Origin of the sequence: Nocardia alba NBRC 108234 (assembly GCF_001612665.1) — a bacterium.
GTDB classification, from domain to species: Bacteria; Actinomycetota; Actinomycetes; order Mycobacteriales; family Mycobacteriaceae; genus Nocardia; species Nocardia alba.
Window position 1 is genome coordinate 168,268 of sequence record NZ_BDAX01000006.1, and the last position, 26,560, is coordinate 194,827.

9 protein-coding genes are annotated in these 26,560 nt (G+C 69.9%); 3 read left to right on the top strand and 6 right to left on the bottom strand.

Annotation, left to right across the window (positions count from 1 at the left end; all coding sequences use genetic code 11):
- The first annotated feature begins 51 nt into the window (after nucleotides 1-51).
- Both NA12_RS09145 and NA12_RS09150 read left to right on the top strand, forming a co-directional pair.
- On the top strand, nucleotides 52-1,221 hold the full coding sequence (locus NA12_RS09145; protein WP_067448324.1) for an ABC transporter permease: 1,170 nt from the start codon (nucleotides 52-54) through the stop codon (nucleotides 1,219-1,221).
- An 83-nt stretch (nucleotides 1,222-1,304) separates the two neighbouring features.
- A complete protein-coding gene (locus NA12_RS09150) occupies nucleotides 1,305-2,489 on the top strand; it encodes a lycopene cyclase family protein (protein ID WP_067448326.1) in 1,185 nt (394 codons plus the stop codon).
- Between the two features lie 59 nt (nucleotides 2,490-2,548).
- Here NA12_RS09150 and NA12_RS09155 read toward each other — a convergent pair whose 3' ends face one another.
- The 3 genes from NA12_RS09155 to NA12_RS09165 are packed head-to-tail and all read right to left on the bottom strand — an operon-like array spanning nucleotide 2,549 to nucleotide 5,201.
- Nucleotides 2,549-3,394, bottom strand: a complete 846-nt coding sequence (locus NA12_RS09155) for an ABC transporter permease (RefSeq protein WP_067448437.1) — start codon at nucleotides 3,392-3,394, stop codon at nucleotides 2,549-2,551.
- Complete coding sequence (locus NA12_RS09160; RefSeq protein WP_067448328.1) at nucleotides 3,391-4,200, bottom strand: ABC transporter permease; 810 nt, start codon at nucleotides 4,198-4,200, stop codon at nucleotides 3,391-3,393. The genes NA12_RS09155 and NA12_RS09160 overlap by 4 nt, the downstream gene beginning before the upstream one ends.
- On the bottom strand, nucleotides 4,200-5,201 hold the full coding sequence (locus NA12_RS09165; RefSeq protein ID WP_067448330.1) for a daunorubicin/doxorubicin resistance ABC transporter ATP-binding protein DrrA: 1,002 nt from the start codon (nucleotides 5,199-5,201) through the stop codon (nucleotides 4,200-4,202). The genes NA12_RS09160 and NA12_RS09165 overlap by 1 nt, the downstream gene beginning before the upstream one ends.
- Before the next feature lie 318 nt (nucleotides 5,202-5,519).
- Here NA12_RS09165 and NA12_RS09170 point away from each other — a divergent pair, with 318 nt between their 5' ends.
- A complete protein-coding gene (locus NA12_RS09170; protein WP_067448438.1) occupies nucleotides 5,520-7,031 on the top strand; it encodes an aldehyde dehydrogenase family protein in 1,512 nt (503 codons plus the stop codon).
- A 4-nt stretch (nucleotides 7,032-7,035) separates the two neighbouring features.
- On the opposite strand, the gene NA12_RS09175 is transcribed toward NA12_RS09170, so the two are convergent.
- The 3 genes from NA12_RS09175 to NA12_RS09185 all read right to left on the bottom strand — a co-directional run bounded on the left by NA12_RS09175 (nucleotide 7,036) and on the right by NA12_RS09185 (nucleotide 26,540).
- Entirely contained in the window at nucleotides 7,036-8,274 is a 1,239-nt protein-coding gene (locus NA12_RS09175; protein WP_067448332.1) for a TetR/AcrR family transcriptional regulator, read from the bottom strand.
- Between the two features lie 143 nt (nucleotides 8,275-8,417).
- Entirely contained in the window at nucleotides 8,418-9,440 is a 1,023-nt protein-coding gene (locus NA12_RS09180) for an alpha/beta hydrolase (RefSeq protein WP_067448334.1), read from the bottom strand.
- 159 nt (nucleotides 9,441-9,599) lie between these two features.
- Complete coding sequence (locus tag NA12_RS09185) at nucleotides 9,600-26,540, bottom strand: non-ribosomal peptide synthetase (protein ID WP_067448336.1); 16,941 nt, start codon at nucleotides 26,538-26,540, stop codon at nucleotides 9,600-9,602.
- Nucleotides 26,541-26,560: the final 20 nt, after the last annotated feature.

Below are 26,560 nucleotides of genomic sequence, written 5' to 3' on the forward strand. Positions count from 1 at the left end.
AGATCAGCGCCCGGCAACGAAGCACGCCCGAGCACGGCGAGGGGACGCGGCATGAACGACATCTGGCGGATCGTCGCGGCGAGGGAGATCGCCGTGAAGTTGCGTGACCGCAACTTCGTCGTCTCGACGGTGGTGACGCTGGTGGTGATCATCGCGTCGCTGCTGCTCACCGGGTTCCTCAGCAGCAGACCCGACAAGATCGAGGTGGCGATCGCCGGGCCGGACACCTCGGTGGTACTCGAAACGGCGAACACCCTGGCTTCGGACGCGGGTACCGACACCAGCTTCACCGCGCGATCGGTCGTCGACCGCGCTGCGGTCGAGCAGCTGGTCCGCGAGGAAGCGGTCGACGTGGGACTGGTGCCCGCCGAATCCAGCGGCTGGCAGCTGATCGGCAAGACCGCCGAGGACGACGGCGCGACCACCTACATCACCGCCGCCGCCCAACAGCTCGCGTTGCAACGCAATGCCGCCGCCGCGGGCGTTTCGCTCGAGGAATTGGCGCGCGGCTCGACGGTGAACTACACGTTGCTCGAGCAGGGCGCGATCGACCCGGGACTCGGCAAGAGCATCTCGTTCGTCTTCGCGTTCCTGTTCTACATGGCGTCGGTGATGTTCGGCATGTCCATCGCGCAGAGCGTGGTCGAGGAGAAGCAGAATCGGATCGTGGAGATCCTGGCGAGTGCGATTCCGTTGCGGCAGTTGCTGATCGGCAAGGTCGTCGGCAACGCGGCGCTGGCCTTCGCGCAATTGGCCGTGTTCGTCGGCGCCGGCCTGATCGGGTTGGCGGTCACCGGCAGGGGTGCTCAGCTGGGCCAGATCGCCGGGGCCGCGGGCTGGTTCATCGTCTTCTTCCTTGTCGGCTTCCTCGCCCTGGCGAGTCTGTGGGCCGTCGCGGGCGCGCTCGCCACGCGCAGCGAAGACCTCCAGTCCACCTCGACTCCGCTCGGGTTGCTCATCATGATCGTGCTGTTCGCGGGCATCTTCCTCACCGGCACCGCCCGCCTGATCGGCTCCTATATCCCGATCATGTCCATCGTCGCGATGCCCGCACGCCTGGCCGACGGCACCGCCGCCTGGTGGGAACCTTTCATCGCCCTCGCCCTGATGGCGATCGCCACCTACGGGATCGTCGTCATCGCCGAGCGGATCTACCGCCGCTCGCTGATGCAAACCCAAGCTCGTCTGACCATGCGCCAGGCCCTGGCCCTGGAGGACTAGTCGTGATCCCGGACGTCGCGGCAAGGTGACGACCGGGTCACTGCTGCTTGCGTGGCAATAGGTGGGGCCTATTGAATGCGAACGTGAGCGTTGCGCGGGAATTCGATATCTGTGTGGTCGGGCTCGGACCGGCGGGGCGCGGATTGGCGCATCGGGCCGCGGTCGCCGGGTTGCGGGTAGCCGCGGTGGATCCACGGCCGGAGCGGTTGTTCCCGCCCACCTTCTCCTGCTGGGTGGATGAGCTGCCCGCGTGGTTGCCCGCGAGCGCGATCGCGCAGGTGATCGCGGCGCCCACGGTGTGGACCAAGGGCGCGCATCGCATCGAGCGGCCCTACTGCGTGCTGTCGAAGGCCGGCTTGCACGCGGCGCTGGCACTCGATGACGCGACCGTCTTCGCGGATCGGGCGCGGCGGGTGGACGCCAACGAGGTGGAGCTCACGGACGGGACGGTGATCTCGGCCAAGACCGTGTTCGATACCAGGGGTCTGCCGACGCTGGGCAAGCGCAGGGCCGCTTCGGCGCACGGGATCTTCGTGGCGGCGGAGACCGCGGCGCCGATGGTGGCCGAAGGCGAAGGGCTGCTGCTGGATTGGCGCCCGGAGAACGGCGCGGGCCCGGACGAGCCACCGTCGTTCCTCTACGCGGTGCCGCTCGGGGACGGGACGGTGATCTTCGAGGAGACCAGTCTCGGGTTACGCGGCGGAATGCCGCAGCACGAGTTACGCAAGCGCACGCTGAGCAGACTCGCGGCCCACGGCATCCGGCTCACCGGCGACGAACCGCACGAAGCCGCCCACTATCCCCTCGACCAGCCGCCTCCGAAGAAAGGGACCGCGGTGGTGGTGCCGTTCGGCTCGCGCGGCGGCATGATGCACCCGTGCACCGGCTACAGCGTGGCCGATTCGCTCGCGCTGGCCGATACCGCTGTCGCCGCCGTCCAGCGAGGCGAGAACCCGGTCGCAGCCCTCTGGCCCTGGCAGGCCAGGTCCGTGTACTGGATGCGGATGCGCGGCCTGTGGGGGCTGGGCCGACTCACCACCGACCAGTCCATCGCCATGTTCGATGCCTTCTTCACCGAATCCGAACGCGGCCAGCGCGCGCTGCTCTCGGCCCATGACGACTATTCCGCGCTCGGCGCCGCCCTGTTCAACACCGTCGCCCACACCTGGCCGTTCCGGTGGCGTTACGACCTGGTCGGCTGGACCAACCGCAACCGCTGGGTCGACTATCCCTTCGCGCCCGCCGACGCCGACTCACCCAGCCGCTGAACGCACTGATCGCCGCCACAGCGTGCGTGGCGGCGATCAGTGACGAGGCGGTCGTGGTGTCAGGACGACTCAGCAGCCTTCTTGTAGCCGACGATCGCCGGGTAGGCGAAGACCGCGACCATGCCGACCGTCCACGCCACGGTCTTCAGCAGCGGTTCGGCGACCGGACCACCGTAGGACAGGCCCTTCATCGCATCGATGGCGCAGCTCATCGGCTGGTTGGCGACCACGTCCTGCAACCAGGTCGGGTAGGCGAAGACCGGGACGAAGCCGGTGTTGAAGAACATCAGCAACGTGTTGAGGATGCCGATGAGGCTGATCAGCATCACGCCCTCGGTGATCGTGGCCAGCGCGGTGACCATCACCGCGAACCCGATGCCGAACAGCACCGGAACCAGCACCAGCGCGATATTGGTGAGGGGGTCTTCCATGAACAGGAACCCGAGCGGCACCGCCACGAGCAGCACGATCAGCGTGGTGAGCAGGATGCGCAGCATCTCCGCCAGCAGTCGGCCGGTAAGCAGCGAGGCCTTGTTGAGCGGCATCGTGTAGAACCGGCTGAGCAGCCCCGAGGCCTTCTCCCGCTTGAACCCGAGGGCACTCACCACGGCGCCGGTCATGGCGGCGACCAGGGTGAGCAGCGCGGCCTGGCCGTAGATGCTCGGCGCGCCGGTGGCCGCGGTGATCGAGTCGCCGAGCACGATCCGGAACATCAGCAGGGTCACCGCCGGGTAGGCGATGGTCTGGATGGTCGTGGACGGGTCGCGCAACCACACCATCAGCAGGCGCTTGGTCTGGATGAGGCTGTGGGTGAACCACACCGACACCGAGCCTTCCGGCTTGGTGTGCACCACCGGTAGATCGGCGGCGGCCTCCTCGACCGAGGTCTTCTCGATTGTCGTCATGATCGCCTCACACTCGCCCACACAGCCAGTGGGAGGAAGAAAACAGTCAGTCCGCCGAGCCACGCCAGCGAGACCCACGTGCCCGCCCAGCTCAGGTGACCGGCGGCCATATCGCTGAGTGTCTGGGCGAACTGGGAGATCGGCTGGTTGCGCGCGAACGGCCGCACCCATGCCGGGAAGCTGGCCTCGGGGACGAACCCGGTCGACATCATCCCGAAGATCAGGATCGGGAGCGTGAGGGCCTGACTGAGCGCCTCCGGGTTCTTGGTGAGGCTGCCGAGCGCGTCGGCGCCCAGGGTGAGCACCACGCCGACGGTCAACGCGAATCCGCAGAACGCGAGCGCCTGCAACCAGCCGCCGGTGAACCGGAACCCGATCACATAGCCGTAGCCGACGGTCGCGATCAGCGAGACCACCGAGCGCACCAGACCCGCGCAGATGCGCGACATCAGCGGAACCAGTGAACCGATCGGCATGGTCTGTAGCCGGGTACTCAGCCCGGTGAGCGCTTCGAAGGCCGCGAGCTGCGCGTTCGACATCATCGTCATGGCCATCGTCTGCAGTACCACGATCGGCATCACGTACTGCGCGTAGTCGATGCCCTGGACCTTCATCACGTACCGCAACGGCAGATAGAAGGCCACGGTGACCACGAGCGGGGTGAGCACCGCGACGATCAGCTCGCCCTTGGTGGCCATGGTGTGCACGATGCGCCCGGTCAGCGCGCGCCACTGCGCGAAACTGCTCGGACGCACCGCGGGAAGCTCGGCGAACAGGCTGTTCGCCGCGGGGGTGGACACGCTCACTAGTGGCCGCCCGCGTGGCCGGTGATCGATAGGAACACGTCGTCGAGCGAGGGCCTGCGCAGCGCGATGTCAGCCAGGTCGATGCCGGCGGTGTCGAGCCTGCGCAGCGCCTCGGCGAGAGTGGCGGCGCCGTCGGGCGCGGGAATCGACACCTTGTCGGCGCCGTCGGTCTCGGCGGCGACAGCGGCCGGGACCAGGTCGCCGAGTGCCTTGACGGTCTGCGGGACGCGGCTCGGATCGAGCGGAACGATCTCGCAGAAGCTGCCGCCGGTCTTGGCCTTGAGCTCGTCGGCGGTGCCCTCGGCGATGACGGTGCCCTTGTCGATGACAATGATGTTGTCGCTGAGCACGTCGGCCTCTTCGAGGTACTGCGTGGTCAGCAGCACGGTGATGCCCTGGTTCTTGAGCGCGGTCACCAGATCCCACACGCCCTGGCGGCTGCGCGGGTCGAGGCCGGTGGTCGGTTCGTCGAGGAACACCACCTCGGGCCGAACCACCAGCCCGCAGGCGATGTCGACGCGACGGCGCATGCCGCCGGAGTAATTACGCACGGCCCGCTTACCGGCACTGACCAGGTCGAACTCCTCGAGCAGCACCTCGGCGCGCTTGCGGGCGGCCGACTTGGTCAGCCCCATCAGGCGGCCGAACAGCTCGAGGTTCTCCCGGCCGGTCAGGTTCTCGTCGAGCGCGGCGTACTGGCCGGTCATCATGATCGAGCGGCGCACGCCCGCGGAATCGGTGAGCACGTCGTGCCCGGCGACGACGGCGGTGCCGGAGTCGGGTCGGAGCAGGGTCGACAACACCTTGACCATGGTGGTCTTGCCCGCGCCGTTGGGTCCCAGAATGCCCAGCACACTGGCCTTGTCGGCCTGGAAACTGATGCCCTGCAAAGCGTGCACATCGCCGAACGACTTGCGCACGTCGGACACCAGCACCGCGGGTTCACTGTCGCTCGACGCGACGCCACCTGCGGGCGAATCCACTGAGATCGAACTCGGCATCAACTCTCCACCATCGGCCGGTGCCCACGGCCTCGTAGAAGACGAGCCGAGACGCACGCGGAAAAATTCTTCCCGGTAAGTGATCCATACCGTTCGGCGCGATGTTACCGGTCCGGAGGTTTTCCCGGCCCGGTCTGCGTCGATGCGCCCGGTTTGCCGGGGCACTGCCGAGGGCTCGCTGTGCTTTTCCTCACCTGGGCAGTGCAAGGGCAGTGCGCGAACCTTGTCGGCCGGGCCGCGCGCCCATACGCTGACAGCCGGGGAAACACTCGTCTCACCGGCCCGCACGCGGGCGTGTTCGATCTTGGGGAGGTGACCATGGTCGAGTCGGCTGCTACCGCCGCCGCGCCCGCAGGTCGTTCCGATGTGCTCACGGCGTTCGATCCGCGCACCGGTGAACGGCTCGCGCAGTATCCCGTGCACGGCACCGGCGAGGTCACCCGCGCCGTACGCACCGCGCGCGCCACCCAGAACTGGTGGGGGGAACTGGAATTCAGCGAGCGCAAGCGTCTGCTCCTGGACTGGCGTCGTCAGATCGCGAGGAACGCCGGTGAACTGGTGGAACTGCTGCGCAGCGAGACCGGTAAGCCCGAGGCCGACGCCACGCTGGAAGTGATGCTGGCGGTGGAGAATCTGGACTGGGCCGCCCGCAACGCCGAGCGCACGCTGGGTCGAAAGCGCCTGTCCACCGGCTGGTTCACCCGAAATCAGCACGCCTCCGTCGGCTACCTGCCACTGGGCGTGATCGGCGTGCTCGGCGCGTGGAACAACCCGGTGTTCACGCCGATGGGTTCGATCGCCTACGCCATGGCCGCAGGCAATACCGTGGTGTTCAATCCGCACGAACTCACCACCGGCGTCGGCACCTGGCTGGCCGACAGCTGGGCTGCGGTATCGCCCGAACAACCTGTGCTGCAGGCGGTTACCGGGAATTCGCGGACCGCCACCGCTCTGTGCAAGGCCGGGGTGGACAAGATCGCCTACGCCGGGCCGGAGGCGGGCGGCCACGAGGTGATCGCATTGTGCGCCCGGACGCTCACGCCGGTGGTGGTGGAGAACAGCGGCAAGGGCAGCATGATCGTGCACGTCGACGCGGTGCTCGACGCGGCCGCGGAGGCGGCGGTGTTCGGCGCGATGGCCAACGCCGGGCAGAACTCCTCGGGTATCCAGCGCTGTTATGTCGCCGATTCGGTGTTCGACGACTTCCTGGCCAGAGTGGCCGAGCGCGCGGCGAAACTGCGTCCCGGCGCCGACAACCGCGCCTCCTACGGACCGATGATCAATGCCGCCCAGGTCGATGTGGCGCGCAGACAGGTCCGCGACGCGCTCGCCCACGGCGGCCACGCGGTGCTCGGCGGGCTCGATTCGTTCCGCGATCCGTATGTGGAGCCGATCGTGCTGGCCGAGGTGCCGGAGGAGAGCATCGCGATCACCGGCGAGGGGATCGGCCCGGTCCTCGTGGTGAATCGGGTCGCCGACCTGGCCGACGCGGTCACCCGGGTGAACGCGGCGGGCAACGGCATCGCCGTCACCATTTTCACCCTCGATATCCCCAGTGCCGAACTCGTCGCCGAACAGCTGAAAGTCGGTGTGGTAACGGTGAATTCGTCGACCGCGTTCACCGGAATTCCGGCCCTGCCGTTCGGCGGTGTCGGCGAGTACGGGCAGGGACACAGCCATGGTCAGCAGGGTCTGTACGAGTACAGCCGCACGATGTCGATCGCGCGCAGGCGCTACCGGGCGCCGGTCCGACTATCGACCTTCGACCGTCGACCAGGGCACCTGCAGGCGGCGAAAGCCCTGTTCCGCCTACGCCACGGCCGCGGCTGACCGGCTAGTTCTCGTCCGCCGAGCCGCTGCCGAGCAGCACCGCTCCGGTCAGCGCGGCGAGGCGGGCGAGCTGTTCGGGACGCGAGTCGAAGCGCAGCAGCCGACCGACATCGATGATCTGGCCGACGGCGGCGTGCACACGGAAGCGGGCTTCGATCGGGTCGCCGTCGAGCAGGTTGGCCCATTCCAGGATGTTCTGCCGCTGGATGGCGCGCAGCCGGTGCTGCTCGGCCTGCGGGAGGTTGCTGAACTCCGCGTAGTAGACCGGCGCGATCTCCGGGGTCGCGAAGGTGAGGCGCGCGTGCTGGTCGGCGATGCGACGGGCGGCATCGGCCCGGGTCTCGCTCTCGGCCAGCGCCTCGCCGATCGCGACCGCGAGCCGGTCGGCGGTGCGATGGAAGGCCGCCGCGAGCAGGTCGGCCTTGCTGTCGAAGTGGCGGTACACGCTGGAGGCGTTGATGCCGACAGCGGCGCCGATCTCCTCGATGCCGGATTCGTGATATCCGTTGCGACCGAAGATGCGGATCGCCTCGGTGAGCAGCTGTTCACGTTTCGAGGTGACCGGCAGACCACGCGGCTGCCTGTCCGGCTCGGCCGCCGCCGGGGTCGGCGGCAGCTCGGCGCGCACGATCGCCCAGGCCATCTCGAGTTGCACCGCGAGCATGCGACCGTGCGAGAGGGTGGTGCGATGGGCGGCGATGCTGGCCAGCGAACTCAGCGCGCCGACCGCGAGCAGGACGGCGTCCTCAGCGCTCGCGTCGGGACGGACCTCACGGATCCGCGCGGCGACGTTCGCCTCGAGTTCGCGATAGAACGCGCGAATGCGCAGCCGGTCGTCGGGTTCGAGATAGCGGCGTTCCCAGCGGTAGAGCCCGGCTTCGCGGCGGATGTCGATATTGCGTTCGGCGACGGCGGTGAGCAGTGCGTCGAGCCTGGCCTCCGGGCTCAGCGACGGGTCGTCGGCCGCGGCGGCGACATCGCGCAAACCCCGAGCGCCTTCCTCGGCCGCGGCGACGAGCAGTGCGTATTTGTTGGCGAAGTGGCGATACAGCGCGGGTCCGGAGATGCCGACCTCGGCGGCGATCTCGTCCACCCCGACCGGGTAGTAGCCGCGCGCGCTGAACGCACGGGCGGCGGCCCGCATGATCTGCATCTTGCGGTCCTTCGGCCTGCGGCGCACGACGCGGGTGGGTGCGGTCGTCGGCTCGCCGGCCTGTTCGGCCTCACTGCGATCGGCGACCATGCACTCACTTTCCGTTACGCGAACCAGGTTGGACCAGTCAACCTAAGTTAACCACAATTCGCAAACGTCGAGGGCAGGTCGGGAAAATGGAACCGCCCCGGTAGCGGCGTACTCGCTATCGGGACGGTTCGGGAGGAATTCGGCTATAGACCGAGACCGCGGGCCAGGGTCGGCCACGACAACTTCAGCTCGTCCTGCCAGTAGCCCCAGGAGTGGGTGCCGTTGGGGCGGAAGTTGAAGGTCGCCGGGATGCCGAGCTCGTTGAGCCGGTTGGCCAGGTTGTGCGTGCAGTAGTTGGTGCCCGCCTCGATCACGCCGCCGATGACGATCTGGTTGGCCAGACCGTAGGCGCCGGGCAGCGCGTACGGACCGTTGAGGGTGTCGTACGGGCCGGGCAGGCCGTTGCCGGTGGAGATGTAGAGATCGAGCCCGCGCAAACCCTCGGCGTTCACGTACGGGTCGTTCTTGACCCATTCCTCCGAGCCCTGCGGGCCCCACATGTTCATGGTGTCGCCGCCGCCCCAGGTCTCGACCGTGACCTTCACGAACTCCGACCCGACCGCGTCGGAGGTCTGCGCGCAACCGCTGTAGGCCGCGACCGCCTTGTACAGGCCGGGCTTGGCGATCGGCAGTGCGAGCACGGTGGTGCCGGAGGTGGACAGACCCGCGATGGCGTTCACGCCGTTGGTGCCGAGCGCGCCGTCGACCAGCGGAGGCAGTTCCTCGGTGAAGAAGGTCTTCCACTTGTTGCGGCCTACGACCGGGTCGTCGTGGATCCAGTCGGTGTAGTAGCTCCAGGCCCCACCGATCGGCTGGATGACGTTGACGTTCTTGTCGCTGAGGAATTGGAGCGCGTCGGTTTTGGCCACCCACGATGCCGAATCCTCGCCGCCGCCGGCACCGTTGAGCAGGTACAGGGTGGGGCGCGGGACCGAGGCGTCGGCGGGGCGCTGCACGTCGACGATGATGTTCTGATCCATGGCCGCGGAGTACACGTGCAGTCGCAGACTGCGCGAGTCCTTCACTTCGGCCTTGACGATCTTGGAGCCGTCCTCGGAGACCGGGTTGGCGAGCAGGCTCTTGGAATCGATGATGGGGTCAGCGGATGCCGTGCTCGTGCCGATGCCGGACATCAGTCCCGCCGCCACTGCCGTTGCCGCGATCATCGCCGCGGCCCGGGAGCCACGACGCCGGGTGTGCCGACGCATCAATTTCGCACCTTCGCTTCGTCTCGAAATCCGATTCGGGTCCGTGCTCCCAACAACAGCGCGGTCACATCATGCCTCACCGGCACCACGAATGCCATCGCGCCCCCGGATGTTGTGTCACCGCGCCCCGGCCGCGCGGTCGCCCGCGTCGAGCAGTTCGGCCAGTCGCGGCCCGATCTCGGCCAGTGCCTGCGGCGAGGTCATCTGATCATGCACCACCGCGACCGGCCGATCACGCACCGCGCCGTCGACATACGGGGCCCAATTGGCCGCCGCCGCCTCATGTCCGAGCGCGCTGAAGTACTCGAGCCTGCCGCGGAACACCGCGGGCCGGTGTTCGGCGATCAACTCGGCCGAGCGCACCGCGCTGCGATAGATCCGGCGCACCCGTTCGGGGGTGAGGACGGCCATGTTGGCCGGGATGATCGCGTGCAGCGCGGCCAGCGCGTCCTCGCTGAGTTCGCGCACCCCCGCGGCGGGTAGCGCCGCGCTGATGTCGACGCCGAGTTCGGCGAGCGCGTCCCTGACCGCGGTATGGAAATCGGGGACATCGATATCGGGATGCGAATCCAGCATCGCCAACAGCGACACCTGCTCCCCCGCTGCCTGGAGCTCGGTGGCGACGGCGTGGGCGAGCACGCCGCCGAGCGACCAGCCCATCAGCCGGTACGGGCCGTGTGGCTGCTGGGTTCTGATCTCGGCGGCGTAGCGGCGTGCCATCTCGGCGAGCGTGCCGGGCAGGTAGCCCGCCTCGCTGAGCGCGGGCGACTGGAGGCCGAAGATCGGCCGTCGCGCCGGAATGTATTGCGCCAGACCGGCGTAGCACCAGGACAGCCCGTACATCGGATGGATGCAGAACAGCGCCCCGCCCGCCTCGGTGCCGTGCGGCACCCGGTTGCGGATGGTCAGCAGAACGCCCAGGGCGTCGTCGGATTCCAGGTCGGAGGCGAGGTCGTGGTCGCCGGCCGCGGACTGGGTGGCATCGATCCGCTCGGCCAGCGCGGCGACCGTGGCATCGGTGAAGAACCACTGCACTCGCACCTCGGCGCCGACTCTGGTGCGCAGGCGGCTGATCGCCTTGGTGGCGACCAGCGAGTTGCCGCCCAGTTCGAAGAAGTCGTCGTCGAGGCCGACCTTGCCCGCGCCGAGCACCTCGGCGTAGACCTCGGCGACGGCGCGCTGCAACGGCGTGGTCGGCGGACGGTAGGCGCGGGTGGTGAAGGCAGGGACGGGCAGCGCGTTGCGGTCGAGCTTGCCGCTGGCGTTGAGCGGCAGGGACTGCATGATCACCACGGTCGCCGGCACCATGTAGGACGGCAGCGCCGCCCTGGCATGGGCGAGCAGCGCCACCTGATCGAAAACGTCAGCGGTGGAGCCGGTTTCGATCGAATAGCCCTCCGGCCGAGTCGACGGGCGGGCCGGCGCGACCGGCGTCTCGGTCGGCACGATGTAGCCGACCAGGCGGTCTCCGGTCGGGCCGTGGACGAGCGCGACAGCGGCATGGCGGACGCTGTGATGATCGCGCAGGACCGCTTCGACCTCACCGAGCTCGATGCGCTGACCGCGCAGCTTCACCTGGAAGTCGCTGCGGCCCAGATACTCCAGGGTCTCGTCGGTGGTCCAGCGAACGACGTCGCCGGTGCGATAGAGCCTGCCGCCGCCGGGGTGGGCGACGAACCGTTCGGCGGTGAGGGTGGGCGCGCCGAGGTAGCCGCGGGCCAGCTGCACACCTTCCAGGTACAGCTCCCCCGCGGTGCCGGGCGGAACGGGTCGCAGTTGTCGATCCAGCACGTGCACGCGGGTATTGGCGACCGGTATGCCGATCGGAATACTCACGGCGGAACCGGCTTCGACCTGTGCCGCTGTCACCACGGTGGCTTCGGCGGGCCCGTACCAGTTGACCAGCGCCGCCGCGGGCAGCACCTGCGCGAATCGGCGGGCGGTCGCCGACGACAGCGCCTCACCCGCCGCGAAGACCCTTCGCAGCGAGCCGAACTCGCCCGGGTCGCGATCGGCGAGGAAGGCGTCGAGCATCGACGGAACGAAATGCACGGTGGTGACCGCGTGTTCGGTGATCACCTCGGCCAGGTAGGCGGGGTCACGGTGACCGTCGGGCGCGGCGATCACCACGGTGGCGCCGGTCTGCAACGGCCACAGCAACTCCCAGGTGGAGATGTCGAAGGTGGCCGGGGTCTTGTGCAGAACCACCTCGCCGGGGCCGTGTGGGTAGGTGCGCTGGGCCCAGCGGAACTGGTTCACCAGCTGCCGGTGTGTCAGCATCACGCCCTTGGGCGTACCGGTGGATCCGGAGGTGTGGATGACGTAGGCGAGATTGTCGGCCTTCGGCAGGTCGAGATCCGCCACTTCGCCGCTGACAGTGGCGATGTCGACGACCGGGATATCGGAGGTGGTGGTGAAATCGGCGGCGGCGAGCACACAGATCGGCGCGGCCGAGGCCAGCACCCGTTCGGTCCGTTCGGCCGGATGGTCGGGGTCGACCGGCACGTACGCCGCGCCCGTCCGCAACACCGCGTAGATCGCGGTCACCAGGTCGATTCCACGCCGCATGGCGACCGCGACGAGCGTCTCGGGCGCCGCGCCTCGCGCGCGAAGGGCGGCGGCGAGTCCGCGCGCCCGTTCGTCGAATTGCGCGTAGGTGTAGGTGGTTTCACCGTCGATCAGGGCAATGGCCTGTGGCGTCCGCCCGACCTGCGCGTCGAACAGCGACAGCAGCGTCGCCTCGTCGAGCAGTTCGGGCGCGTCGGTGGCGTTGACCGCCGCCAGGGTCGCGCGCTCCTCGGCCAGCAACACATCGATCTCGGCGATCCTGGCCTGTGGATCGGCGACGAATCTGGCCAGTAGCATCGAGAAGCGTTGCGCCAGTGCGTTGGCGGTGTCCTCGCCGAAGACGTCGCGCAGGTACTTCACCGATACTCGGAGCTGCTCGTCGGCGACCACCTGCACGGTGAGCGGGTAGTGGGTGCCGTTGGCGGCGTCCATCCCGGTGACGGCTGCCGATCCGGACGCGGCCTGTGCCAGCCCTTCGCGGTCGACCGGGAACGACTCGAACACGACGAGCGAATCGAACAGCGCGTCGATGCCCGCGATCTCCTGGATCTCTCCCAGCCCGAGGTAGTGATGATCGAGCAGGGCGGCCTGCCCGTCCTGCAGCTCGCGCAGCAACTCGGCGACGGTATCGCCGGGACGCAACCGCACGCGGACCGGAATGGCGTTGAGGAACAGCCCGACCATGTGTTCCACACCGTCGAGCTCGGCGGGCCTGCCGGAGACGGTGGCGCCGAACACCACGTCGTCGCGATCCACCAGCCGGGCGATGAGCAGACCCCATGCCGCCTGGACCACGGTGTTCACCGTGACGCCGAGGCTCGCGGCGAGCCGGCTCAGCGCGGCGGTGTCGGCCGGTGCGAGCGCGAAACCGGTTTCGCCTGTGCCCGTGGCGATCTCGCGACCCTGATCGACCGGCGCGAGCGGCGTGGGCTCGGCCAAGCCGGTGAGCGCGGTGCGCCACGCCGTCCTGGCGGCTTCGAGATCCTGGCCGACGAGCCAGGCCAGGTAGTCGCGATAGGGCGCGACCTTGGGCAGGTGCCTGCTCCGGCCGCCGACCACGTACGCGGTGAGCAGTTCCTGCAGCAGCAGCGGGGTCGACCAGCCGTCGATCAGGATGTGGTGGCTGGTGACGAGCAGATGCGCGGTCTCGGCGGTGCGCACCAGGGTGAACCGCAGCAGCGGCGCGGTGGCCATGTCGAAGTGCGCGACCAGATCGGCGGCACGAATGCGCTGGTAGGCGGCATCGGACACCGCGTCGACGACCCGCCACGGCACGTCGATGTCGTCGAGCACCACCTGCAGCGGGGTGCCCGCGGCGTCGGAGGCGAAGGCCACGCGCAGGTTGTCGTGGCGGTCGAGCACGGTCTGTGCCGCCTGGTGCAGTCGCTCGGCGTCCACGGACAGATCGAGGTCGAGGACGAACTGGGTGATGTAGGGGTCCACCGAGTTCTCCGCGAGCAGCGCGTGGAACAGCATGCCCGACTGCAGCGGCGTCACCGGCCACACGTCGCTGAGTTGCGGATAGCGACGGACCAGCCGGGTCAGTTCGGTCTGGCCGAGGCGAACGAGTGGAAAGTCCGACGGCGTGAATCCGCCCGCGCCGGGGCGCAATCCGTGTTCGGCGAGACCGCCGAGCGCGCGGATCCAGTGTTCGGCGAAGGTCTTGACCGCGTCCGCGGTGAGGACGGCGGTGGCGTAGTCGAATCGGGCGACCAGGCCGTCATCGGTCACGTCGACCGTGAGGACGAGGGCGAGGTCGTCGGCGGCCACATCGGTGTGCACGCGCGCCGGGCGCAGGTCGCGCATGCGGACAGCGAACCGGCCGCGATCCAGCGTGCGGACGCTGTCGGCGGAGTCGGCGTCGAGGTAGCGCAGCAGCCCGAAACCGGCGCCGTGGGCGGGGACCGCGCGGCGCAGTTCCTTGATCTGGGCCAGGGCCGTTCCCGCGGCGGGTCCGCCGACGAGCGCGTCGGCGACGTCGATGCCGTCCAGGCGCAGCGCCAGCGGGTAGTCGGTGGTGAACCCGCCGACGACGTTGTCGACGTCGGGCCCGCCGAGCAGGCGCTGGTCGGCGCGCAGCCGTACCACGGTGCCGATCGCCCGTGCCACGGCGGTCTCCGCCCCCGTGTGCAGGGCCAGCGCGGCGGCGGTGAGCAGCACCTCGTCGAGGGTGGCGCGGTAGGCATCGGCGACGGTGCGCACCGCGGTGGTGCCTTCGCCGGTGATGCTCAGCGAGACCCGGTTGCGCAGGTGCAGGTCGGTGGATTCGTCTGCCCTGGAACGGATCGCGCGATGCCAGTACGCGCGTTCGGCCCGCGCGGCGGCGGTGGACGGGTACGCGGCGAGGTGGCGTACCAGCTCGCCGAGCCCGGCATCGGGCGCGGCGGGCGCGGCGTGGCGACCGCGGCTCCATGCCGTGGTCAGCTGGTCGACGACCGCGCGCCACGAGTTCTCGTCGAGGACAAGGGCATTCGCGACGACGATCAGGGTGGTCGCACTGCCCGCGTCGCCGGTGAGGACGAAGTGGATATTGCGTCCCTCGTCCGGATCGAGCGCCGCGGCTGCCGCGGCCACGATGTCGTCGACGGGCAGCGAGGACTCGCCGTCTTCGCTGTCGAGCCTGCGGAAGGCGTCGCCGATGCGCTCGTCGGGCGGCGGGATGCGCAGCACCGGGGTGTCGCCGGTGCGGTCGAGCAGCGCCCACAGCATCGGATGCTGGCTCATCACCGCGGCCACGGTGGCGGCCACAGCGTCGTCGGGGCAGTCCGCGGGCACCTCGAGCAGCACCGCACGGGGTTCGACCGCGGCCTCGCCCGCTTCGGTGAGCTGGGCGGCGGTAGCGGTGAGCGGGAGCGTGGCCGACGCAACGCTCGGCATGGCGGCGACTTCGGCGCGTTCGGCGAGCGCGGCGACGGTGCGCGCGTCGAACAGGTCGCGCGGTCGTAGGATCACGCCGGCGGTGGTGGCCCGCGACACCACCTGGATGGCGGTGATGCTGTCCCCGCCGAGGGCGAAGAAGTCGTCGTCGAGGCCGACCCGCTCGTGCGCGAGGACATCGGCGATGACCCGGGCGATGGTCTTCTCCACGCTGGTGCGGGGCGGGCGATACTCGCCGCGAACGGCGATCGGGTCCGGCAGCGCGCGCCGGTCCAGCTTGCCGACGGGGGTCAGCGGGATCTCGTCGAGGACGACGATCGCGGCGGGCACCATGTAGTCGGGCAGCACCCGCGCGGCGAGCGCGGTGAGTTCGGCGGTATCGAGTCGGCTGCCCTGCTCGGCCAGGACATAGGACACCAGCATCGTCGAGCCGGCGCCGTTGTCGCGGCCGAGGGTGGCGACCCAGGAGACTCCGGGCGCGTCGGCCAGCACGGCGTCGATCTCGCCGAGCTCGATGCGCAGACCACGGATCTTGACCTGGAAGTCGTTGCGGCCGACGAACTCCAGCACCTCACCGCGTCGGCGAACCAGGTCACCGGTGCGGTAGAGGCGCGCGCCGGTCGCGCTGTGCGCGGACGGCGATTCGGCGCCGTCTTCGACAGCGAAGGGGTCGGCGATGAAGCGCGCGGCGGTGAGGGCGGGACGCTGGTGGTAGCCGCGGGCGAGTTGGATGCCACCGAGATAGAGCTCGCCGGTGACGCCCTCGGGGACCGGGCGAAGGCGCTCGTCGAGGATCAGTGCGCGGACGCCGCGGATCGGGCCGCCCATGTGGACGGGCTCGTCCGGCTGCAACGCGTCACTGATGGCGGTCATGACGGTGGTCTCGGTGGGACCGTAGCCGTTGTGGAAGCGCCGCTGCGGCAGCGTGTTCCAGCGTGCGGCCAGGTCGGCGGGTACGTGCTCACCGCCGACGATGAGGGCGCGCAGCCCGGGGATGCCGTCGGGGTCGAGGGTGGCCAGGACCGACGGGGTCAGGAAGGTGTGGGTGACGCCCTCGGTACGGATCAATTCGGCCAGCTCGGTGCCGCCGACGGATCCGGCGGGCGCGACCACCAGGGTGCCCCCGCCGCCGAGGGCGAGCAGCAGCTCCAGCATCGACGCGTCGAACGACGGGGAAGCGAAAGCCAGTGCGCGCGTCGATGAGTCGAGGCGATAGCGCTGCTTCTGCTCGGCACAGAAGTTGGCGAGCCCGGCATGGGTCACGACGACGCCCTTGGGCAGCCCGGTCGAGCCGGAGGTGTAGATCATGTACGCGGCGTTGCCGGTGCGCGGCGGGGCGAGCAGTTCGATCTCACGCAGGGTGACGGTGGCGTAGCCGCCGATCTCGGCGGCGAAGGCCCGATCGTCGAGCACGACCCAGCCGCCTTCACCGTCCAGCGCGGGCAATTCGGCGACTTCGGCGGCGAGGGTGATGCCGAAGACGGCGCCGGAGTCGGTGACCATGTGGCTGATCCGCTCGGCCGGGTAGCCCGGGTCGACCGGCACGATCACCGCGCCGGTGCGCGCGATCGCCCAGACCGCGAGCACCGATTCGACCGAGCGTCGGATTGCCACGGCGACAGCGACTTCCGGCCCGGCGCCGCGGGCGATCAGGCCGCGCGCCAGCTGGTTGGCGGCGGCATCGAGTGCGGTGTAGGTGAATCCGCGCCCGCCGCCGCGCAGGGCGATGCCGGTCGGATCGGCGCGCACCGCGTCGTCCATCAACTGCGCGAGGGTGCGTTCCGGCTCGGCGGCCGGGCCCGCGAACGTGATGCTCGCGCGGAATTCGGCGGGGTCGAGCAGGTCGATGTCACCGACGGCCAGCTCGGGCTCGGCGGCGACAGCGGTGAGCAGACGGACGAAGCGCTCGCCGAAACCGCGCACTGTCTCGTCATCGAACAGGTCTGTCGCGTAGGCGAATTCGGCGTGCATGCCGCCGTTGTCCTGCTGCTCGCGCACGGTGAGCAGCAGGTCGAACTTGGCCTCGGCGGTGCGCGCGTCCAGAGCGCCCACCGTGATTCCCGGCAGCTCGAAGGCGACCGGAGCGAGGTTCTCGAACGACAGCGCCACCTGGAACAGCGGATGCCTGCCCGCCGACCGCGCGGGTTGGATCGCGTCGACCACCCGCTCGAACGGGACGTCGGCATGGGCGAAGGCGCGCAGATCGGTGTCGCGGGTCCGCGTCAGCAGCGCGGTGAACGGATCGCTCTCGGTGATCCGGCTGCGCAGCACCAGGGTGTTGACGAACATGCCGACCAGATCGTCGAGCTCACGGGCGCCGCGGCCCGCGATCGGGGTCCCGATGGCGACGTCGTCGGTGCCGGACAGGCGGGCGAGCAGCACCGCGAGTGCGGCCTGCACGACCATGAACACCGTCACGCCCTGCGCGCGGGCCAGCCCGGCGAGCTCGGCGTGCAGTGCGGCGTCGATCTCGAAGGAGCTGGTGGCGCCCGCGAAGGACTGCACCGCCGGACGCGCACGATCGGCGGGGAGCGCGATCTCCTCGGGCAGACCGGCGAGCTCCTGCTGCCAGTAGGCCAGCTGGGCGGCGGCTACGGAGGCGGGGTCGGCTTCGTCGCCGAGCGAATCTCGCTGCCACACCGCGTAATCGGCGTATTGCAGCGGCAGCGGCGACCACGCGGGCTGTGAGCCGGCCGTGCGCGCGGTGTAGGCGAGGACGAGGTCGCGGGTGAGCGGACCCATGGAGAAACCGTCGGCGCTGATGTGGTGGGCGACGAACACCAGGACGTGGTCGTCGGCGCCCAGCCGCAGCAGCCGCAACCGGACGGGCGGTTCGGCCGTGACGTCGAACCCGGTGGCGACGATGTCGCGCACCGCGGCGACGAGGTCGGCCGTGGCGACCTCGACGGGCGTCAGGTCGACGCGCATCCCATCGGGGGCGAGCACATCCTGGAACGGCATATCCGCGCGAACTTCCGCGGAACCCGACTCGTTCGAGCCCGTGAGCTCGCCCGAGGCGGAAGAGCTCGCGCGCGACACCGGGTAACGGGTTCGCAGGACCTCGTGCCGGGCGAACAGGTCGGCCACGGCCAGGCGCAGAGCGGACAGATCGAGGTCGCCGGTGAGGCGGATCGCGGCCGGGATGTTGTAGACGGTCGCGTCGGGATCGAGCCGGTTGAGCAGCCACATGCGCTGCTGTGCCAGCGACAACGGCACCCGTCGCGGACGCGGTCCGGCGAGTAGCCGCGGTGCGGCGGCCTCGTCCGAGCGGTGCACGCGCAGCGCGAGATCGGCCACCGTCGGCGCTTCGAACAGCAACCGAACGCCGACCGTACGATCGAGCGCCGTCCCGATCCGGGCCGCCGCCCTGGTGGCGAGCAGCGAGTTGCCGCCGAGGGCGAAGAAGTCGTCGTCGGCGCCCACGGAGGCGACGCCGAGTATCTCGCCGTAGACCTGCGCGACCACCTGTTCGGTGGGGGTGGCCGGGGCGCGGAAGGCGGCGGCCTCGAAGACCGGCGCGGGCAATGCCTTTCGATCCAGCTTGCCGTTGACGGTGTAGGGCAACTCGTCGAGGACCACGAAGGCGTCGGGCACAAGGTAGGTCGGCAGCTTGTCGCCCAGCGCGGACTTCAACTGCGCGACATCGAGATCCGCGCCGACCACGTAGGCCACGAGCCGATCACCGAAATGGGCATCGGAACGAGCGAGGACCGCGGCCCGAGCCACCCCGGCCAGCCCGAGCAGCACGGCTTCCACCTCGCCTGGCTCCACCCGGAAGCCGCGAATCTTCACCTGGAAGTCACTGCGGCCCAGGTAGATCAGCCCACCGCCGGACAGCCCGGTCGTGCGCGGGGTGCGCGCGACCAGGTCGCCGGTGCGGTACATCCGGGCGCCGGGTTCGAAGGGATCGGCGACGAAGCGATCGGCAGTCTGGGCCGCCCTGCGCAGGTAACCGCGCGCCAACTGGATGCCGCCGAGATACAGCTCTCCCCTGATGCCGGGGGCGACCGGCCGCAGACGCTCGTCGAGCACGTAGACGCGGCTGTTCCATTCGGGGGTGCCGATCGGCACGGTCAGCACGTCGGCGGCGGTGACCCGGTGGTCGGTGATCGAGACGGCGGCCTCGGTGGGACCGTACAGATTGTCGATCCTGGTGTCGGGCAGCACCGTCAGCAGGCGCTGCGCGAGCGCCGCGGGCAGGGCTTCGCCGATCGCGAGGATTCGGGTCAAGGGCACGATATTGCGCTGGTCGTGCGCGGCGGACTCCCAGTATCCCGACAGCGCGTCGAGCAGCGAGGGCACCGCCGTCAGGGTGGTGACCCCGGCATCGGTGATCAGGGCGTCCAGGTAGGCGGGGTCGCGGTGGCCGTCGGGGGCGGCGATCACCAGTCGGCCACCGCAGACGGCGGCGGACCAGAACTCCCAGACCGACAGGTCGAACGTGGCGGGAGTCTTCAGCAGGAACACATCGGCGGCATCGGTACCGAATTCACCGCGTAGCCACTGCAATTGGTTGATCACCGCGGCGTGCGGCACCGCCACGCCCTTGGGGCGGCCGGTGGAACCGGAGGTGAAGATGACGTAGGCGGTGTTGTCCGGGTGCAGCGGCGCACGACGGTCGGCGTCGGTGATCGGACCGGGGTCGGCGGCGGCGATCACCGGGTGGTCGACTCGCACCAGCGGCGCGGCGTCGGTCCGGAAACCGTTGGTGAGCACGCAGATCGGGGCCGCCGTGTGCAGGATGTAGTCGGTGCGATCGGCGGGCTGATCGGGGTCGATCGGCACGTAGGCCCCGCCCGACCTGGTCACCGCGTACATGGCGACCACAAGATCGATCGACCGTGGCAGCGCGAGCGCGACCAGCGATTCCGGCCCGACCCCGATCGAGATCAGGTGCCGCGCCAGCCTGTTCACCCGTGCGTCGAATTCGGCGTAGGTGAGTTCCAGACGCCCCTCCGGCAGATCGGCGACGAGCGCGACCGCCGCGGGACGCGCCACCGACGGCAGATCGGCGAGCGTTGCGCCGGGGACAGCGAGATCGGCTGCGCCACTGACAATTTCGGCCGAGATTTCCTCGGAAGTGCGCAGTTCGACCGTGCCGACCCGCACGCCGGGCTCGCGCACCACCGCGTCGAGCAGCAGCGTCAGCCGGTCGGCGAAGGCCGCCACGGTCGCGGCGTCGAAGAGATCGGTGGCGTAGGTGAAGAACCCCTCGATGCCGGTGGGTGAGCCGTCGGCGTCGTATCCGTCGCCGACGATCAGATGCAGATCGAATTGCGACACAGCCAGTTCCGCCGATACCGGCGCGATCCGCAGGCCGGGCAGTTCCAGGGTGGCGCGGTCCACGTTCTGGAAGGAAAGACCCACCTGGAACAGCGGATGGCGGGCGGTGGAGCGCGGCGGATCGAGGACCTCGACGAGGCGCTCGAACGGCACATCGGCGGCGGCGAACGCGGCCAGGTCGCTCGCACGCTGAGCGGCGAGCAACTCGGCGAAGGTGGCGCCACCGTCATAACGGGTGCGCAGCACGACGGTGTTGACGAACATGCCGATCAGATCGTCGAGTTCGCGCTCACCGCGCCCGGCCACGGGTGTACCCACCGCCACGTCCGCGGCGCCGGACAGCCGGGCCAGCAACACGGCGAAAGCGGTATGCAACACCATGAACACGGTGGCGCCGTGCTCGCGCGCGAGCCGCGCGAGCGCGATGTGGGTCGCGGCGTCGATGCGCACCGGCACGCGCCCACCCGTCAGGGAGGCGACGGCGGGACGTGGGTAGTCGGTGGGCAGTTCGAGCACATCCGGCAGATCGGCGAGTTCGGAGCGCCAGAACGCGAGCTGGCGGGCGGCCACCGAGTCCGTCTCGTCCTCGGCGCCGAGGCGGTCCACCTGCCACAGCGCGTAGTCGGCGTACTGCACCGGCAGCGCCGCCCATTCCGGCGCGTGTCCGGCCGCCCGTGCGAGGTAGGCGGTGGTCACATCGCGCACCAGCGGCGCCATCGAGGAGGCGTCGGCGGCGATGTGGTGCACCACCACGGCGAGCACGTATTCCGTTGGCGCGTCCGGCTCGAGCCCGGTGACATCGAGCAGCTGGACGCGCAGCGGCACCTCGGTCGTCACGTCGAACGCGGTCGACGCGAGCGCCGTGACCTGCTCGATCAGCCGGGTCATCAGCTCCGACGGCTCGACCGTCTCGGGCTGGTCCGAGTCCGCGGGTCGGCTCGGGCCGACCCTACGCACCACGACGTCGAGGTCGACATCCTCGACCGGCAGAATCCGCTGGATCGGACCGGTGGCGGTGTCGGGGTAGATCGTGCGCAGCACCTCGTGGCGGGCCAGGACGTCGCGCAGGGCGATCGTGAGCGCGGCGACATCGAGGGCACCGGTCAGCCGGAGCGCGAAAGGCAGGTTGTAGGCGGCGGCTCCGTCGTCGACGCCCTGGTCGAAGCGGTTGAGGAACCACATGCGGCGCTGGGCGGGCGAAAGCGGCAGCTCGTCGGGGCGGGGCAGGGTACCGAGGCCACTGGTCGGCTCGGGGACCGCGGCGGGATCGAGCATCGCGGCGAGTCCGGCGACGGTGGGAGTTTCGAAGAGGGCGCGCACGGCGACCCGCCCACCGGTCGCGGCGCCGAGCCGGGCGACCAGCCGGGTGGCGACCAGGGAGTTGCCACCGAGTGCGAAGAAGTCGTCGTCGGCGCCGATGTCGGTGCGGCCGAGCACTTCACCGAACAGCCCGGCGACGAGCCGCTCCTGCGTGGTGCTCGGCGCGCGGAACGCCCGGGTGGTGAAACTCGGCGCGGGCAGTGCCTTGCGATCGAGCTTGCCGCTGGGGTTGAGCGGCAGTTCGTCGAGCACGGTGATCGAGGCGGGCACCATGTAGACCGGCAGGGTCTTCGCGGCAACGGCCTGCAACCGGTCCGGCTCGGCGGCCTGACCGGGAACCGGCACCACATAGGCGACCAGCTGGTCACCGAGCTCGGTCGCCGCGACCAATGCCACTGCCTGGCTGACGGATTCGTGCGCCAGCAGGGCCGTCTCGATCTCCCCGAGTTCGATCCGCTGGCCGCGGAACTTCACCTGGAAATCGATCCGCCCCAGGTAGTCCAGTCGGTGCGGGGCGTTCGCGGTGGGCCGACGCCACACCACCAGGTCGCCGGTGCGGTACATGCGCGCGCCCGTCGAGGCGGCCTCCGATGCCGAGGCGAAGGGGTCGGCGATGAATCGATCGGCGGTGAGACCGGGTCGCGCGACATAGCCGCGCGCCAGCTGATCGCCGGCGAGATAGAGCTCTCCCGCGATACCGGGCGGTACCGGCCGCAGTCGCTCGTCGAGGACGTACACCCGAGAGTTCCACTGCGGCAGACCGATCGGCACCGAACGCTCACCCGGACGGGCGGGCCAGTAGGTCACCGAGACAGCGGCCTCGGTCGGGCCGTACAGATTGTGCAGCCGGGCGGAGGTGACCGCGGCCATGGCATCGACGGTCTCGGCGGGCAGCGCCTCGCCGATGACGAAGATCTCGCGCAGCGACTCCAGGTCGGCATGGCCTTCGGTCGTCGAGCTCGGGTCGACAGCCGCCTGGGCGGCGAACATCGTGAGCATCGACGGGACGAAGTCGGTGACGGTGACCTTGTGCTTGCCGATCAGGTCGATCAGATAGGCGGGGTCGCGGTGGCCGTCCGGGGTGGTGAGCACCAGTTTCGCGCCGACCCGCAGCGGCATGAAATAGCCCCACAGCGACACGTCGAACGTGGTCGCCGTCTTCTGCAGGTACACATCTCCCAGTGCCAGCGGGTACTTCGCCAGCATCCACACCAGCTGGTTGTGGATGGCGGCGTGCGAGATGGCGACGCCCTTGGGCTTGCCCGTGGAACCCGAGGTGAAGATGACGTAGGCCGGGTGGTCGGGGTGCAGCGGTGCGCGCAATTCCGACGCGAGGACCGGATCACCGGGCAGGCCGGAGACATCGAGCTCGTCGAGCAGCAGCAGCGAGGTGCCGGGCGCGACAGCGACGGCGTCGGCGCGGGTGCTCAGCACGCAGGCCGGGCGGGCGGTGTCGAGAATGTAGGCGATGCGCTCGGCCGGATGGTCGGGATCCAGCGGCACGTAGGCGCCACCGGCGGTGAGCACCGCGTACATCCCGATCACCAGGTCGGGCGAGCGCCGCAGAGCCAGGCCGACCAGGCTCTCGGGACCGACGCCCTGCTCGATCAGCAGCCGGGCGAGGGCATTCACGCGCTCGTCGAACTGCCGGTAGGTCAGCTCGGTGTCCGCGTACACCAGCGCGGTGGCGTCCGGATGTGTCTGCACCGCACGGCGATACGCGTCGAGCATCGATTCCGGTGGTACCGGATGACGGGTGTCGTTCCAGCTCACCAGGCTCAGCTCGCGCTCGGCCTCGGTGAGCAGGTCGACCTCGGCGATCGCGAGATCGGCGTCGGTCGCGACCGCGTCGAGCAGGCGGGTGAACCGGGCCGCCAGGATCTCGATGGTGTCGGCGTCGAACAGATCGGTGGCGTAGTTGAACGACGCGGCCATCGGTTCGGTCGGATCGGCGCCGGGCACGATCGTGAGCTGTAGATCGAAACGCGCTACCGCACCGCCGAATTCGACAGGGGTGGCGTCGAGGCCGGGCAGGCGCAGGTTCGGCAGGTCCAGGTTCTGGAAGAACAGGGCAACCTGGAACAGCGGGTGATGGGCCTGCGAGCGCACCGGATCGAGCAGTTCGACCAGGCGCTCGAACGGTAGGTCGGCATGGGCGAACGCGGCGAGATCGGCGCGCTTGGTCGCGCGCAGCAACTCGGCGAAGCTGGTGCTCGGGTCGAGGTGCGTGCGCAGGACCAGCGTGTTGACGAACATGCCGATCAGGTCGTCGAGTTCCCTGGCGCCGCGCCCGGCCACCGGGGTACCGATGGCGATGTCGTCGGTGTGCGCGACCCGACCGAGCAGCACCGCGAAAGCCGCGTGCACGACCATGAATTCGGAGGTGCCGCTGCGCTGGGCGAGCTCGGCGAGCGCCGTGTGGACCGCCGCCGGGATCTGGAAGCCGAATTCGGCGCCACGACCGGTGAATACGGGCGGTCGAGGACGATCGGTGGGCAGGTCGAGCCGGTCGGGCAGCCCCGCGAGCGTGGTCCGCCAGTGCGAGATCTGCGCGGCGGCAACCGAATCCGGGTCGCCCTCGGCACCGAGGAGTTCGCGATGCCACAGCGTGTAGTCCACGTACTGCACCGGCAGCGGCTGCCACCGGGGTCGCGAGCGGTTGCGCCGGGCGAGGTAGGCGCCGAGCAGGTCACGCAGCAGCGGAGCCACCGAGGCGCCGTCGGCGGTGATGTGGTGCAGGGCGATGGCGAGCACGTGCTCGTTCGGCCCGAGCTCGGCCAGCGCCACCCGGAACGGCACACCGGCGGCCACATCGAACCCGGTACCGGCGAATTCGGCCAGCCACAGCGGCAATTCGTCCTCGGCGAGCGAGTCGATCAGCACATCGGGGACGGCTTGGGCCATCGGCAGGACGACCTGGTGACCGACGCCGTCGACCACCGCGCCGTCGCCACCGCGCTCGTACTCGTCGGCCTGATGGACCGGGTACAGCGTGCGCAGGGATTCGTGGCGAGCCACCAGGTCCGACAGCGCCGCGTGCAGTGCGCGCGCGTCGAACGGTCCGGACAGGCGCAGCGCGAACGGGATCGTCTCGGCCGTCGAATTCGGATCGAACTGGTTGAGGAACCACATCCGCTGTTGCGCGGCGGAGAGCGGGATCAGGCCGGGGCGTTCGCGAGGCGCCAGCGGCGCATGGCCGCCCGCGCCCTTCAGCGGCTCCAGCAGCGCGGCGAGCCCGGCGACAGTGGGACTCTCGAAGACGTGGCCCGCGGGCACCCGCGCCGACAGCTCCGCCCCGAGGCGCGCGGCGGCCCGGGTGGCGAGCAGCGAATTGCCGCCGAGGGCGAAGAAGTCGTCGTCGGCGCCCAGCGGGTTCGCCGGCGCGAGCAGCTCGGTGAAGACGTAGGCCACCAGCTCTTCCATCGCACCGGAGGGCGCCCGGAACTCCTCGGCGCGCAGGGTGGGCGCGGGCAGCGCGGCCCGATCGAGTTTGCCGACCGGAGTCAGCGGAATGGTGTCGAGCACAGTCAGCGCGGTCGGCACCATGTGCGCGGGCAACCCGGTCCTGGCGTGCTCGAACAGCTGGTCGGTGTCGATGCGCGCGCCGGGCGCGGCATGCACGTAGGCGGCGAGAATCGTGGTGCCGTTGTCGAGTTCATGACCGACGGTCACCGCGAAGTCGACGGTGTCGTGCGCGGTGAGCGCGGTGTCGATCTCGCCCAGCTCGATCCGGAACCCGCGCACCTTCACCTGGAAGTCGTTGCGGCCGACGAATTCGACGGCACCGTCCACCCGCCTGCGCACCAGGTCACCGGTGCGGTACATCCGCCCATCGCCCCCGGCGAAGGGATCGACGACGAAGCGCGACGCCGTCAGCCCCGGCTGACGGTGATAGCCGCGCGCCAACCCGGCCCCGGCGATGTAGAGCTCACCGATCATCCCGTCGGGCACCCGGACCAGCCGCTCATCGAGCACGTACTCGGTCACACCGCGCAGCGGCGCCCCGATGTTCATCGTGTCGCCGACCACCAGCGGCGCGCTGATATTGGTCACGATGGTGGTCTCGGTCGGTCCGTAACAGTCGTGGAACCGGCGCGAATCCGTGGCCCAGCGCCGGATCAGGTCCGGCGGGCACGCCTCGCCACCGGTGGTGACCACGGCCAGCGCGTCGAGCCCGGCCGGATCCAGCGATGCCAGCGCGGCGGTGGTGATGAACATGTGCGTGACGGCTTCTCGGCGCAGCACATCGGCCAGCTCCGCACCGCCGAGAATGCCCGCGGGCACGAGCACCATGGCAGCGCCGGCACCCACCGCCATCAGGAGTTCGAGCACGGCCGCGTCGAACGAGGGCGACGCGAAATGCAGCGTGCGCGAGTTCGGCTCGATCGCGTAGTGCGCGCGCTGCTCGGCGCAGTATCCGGCCAGCCCGGCATGGGTCACCACCACGCCCTTGGGCAGGCCCGTCGAACCGGAGGTGTACACCACGTAGGCGGGGTGCTGCAGCCGCAGCGGACGCACCCGGTCGGCGAAGGTCACCGGATCGCCGGACTGGTCATCGGTGGCGCGCCGGACGCGGTCGTCGTCGAGACACAGCCACTCGAGCGTGCCGGGCAGCCGGTCCATCGCCGTGCCCACCGCGACCCCGAGCACCGCCGCGGAGTCGCCGAGCATGTGACTCACCCGGGCGGGCGGATAGTTCGGGTCGACCGGCAGGAACGCGGCGCCGGTCTTGGTCACCGCCCACATCGCCAGCACCGATTCCGGGGACCGCGGAATGCCGACGGCCACCACGTCCTCGGGACCGACACCGCGCGCGATCAGCAACCGCGCCAGCCGGTTGGAACGCTCGTCGAGCTCGGCATAGGTCCAGCGCACCGGCGCGGACACCCCGTCGTCCCACGACAGCGCGAGACCACCGGGGTTGGATTCCACCGCCACCGACAGCAGCTGCGGCAGTGACTTCCCGCGCTGCCGGGCACGGGCGCCGGTCGCCCGGTTCGCTCGGGTCACGACAGTGCCGTCCGATCGAC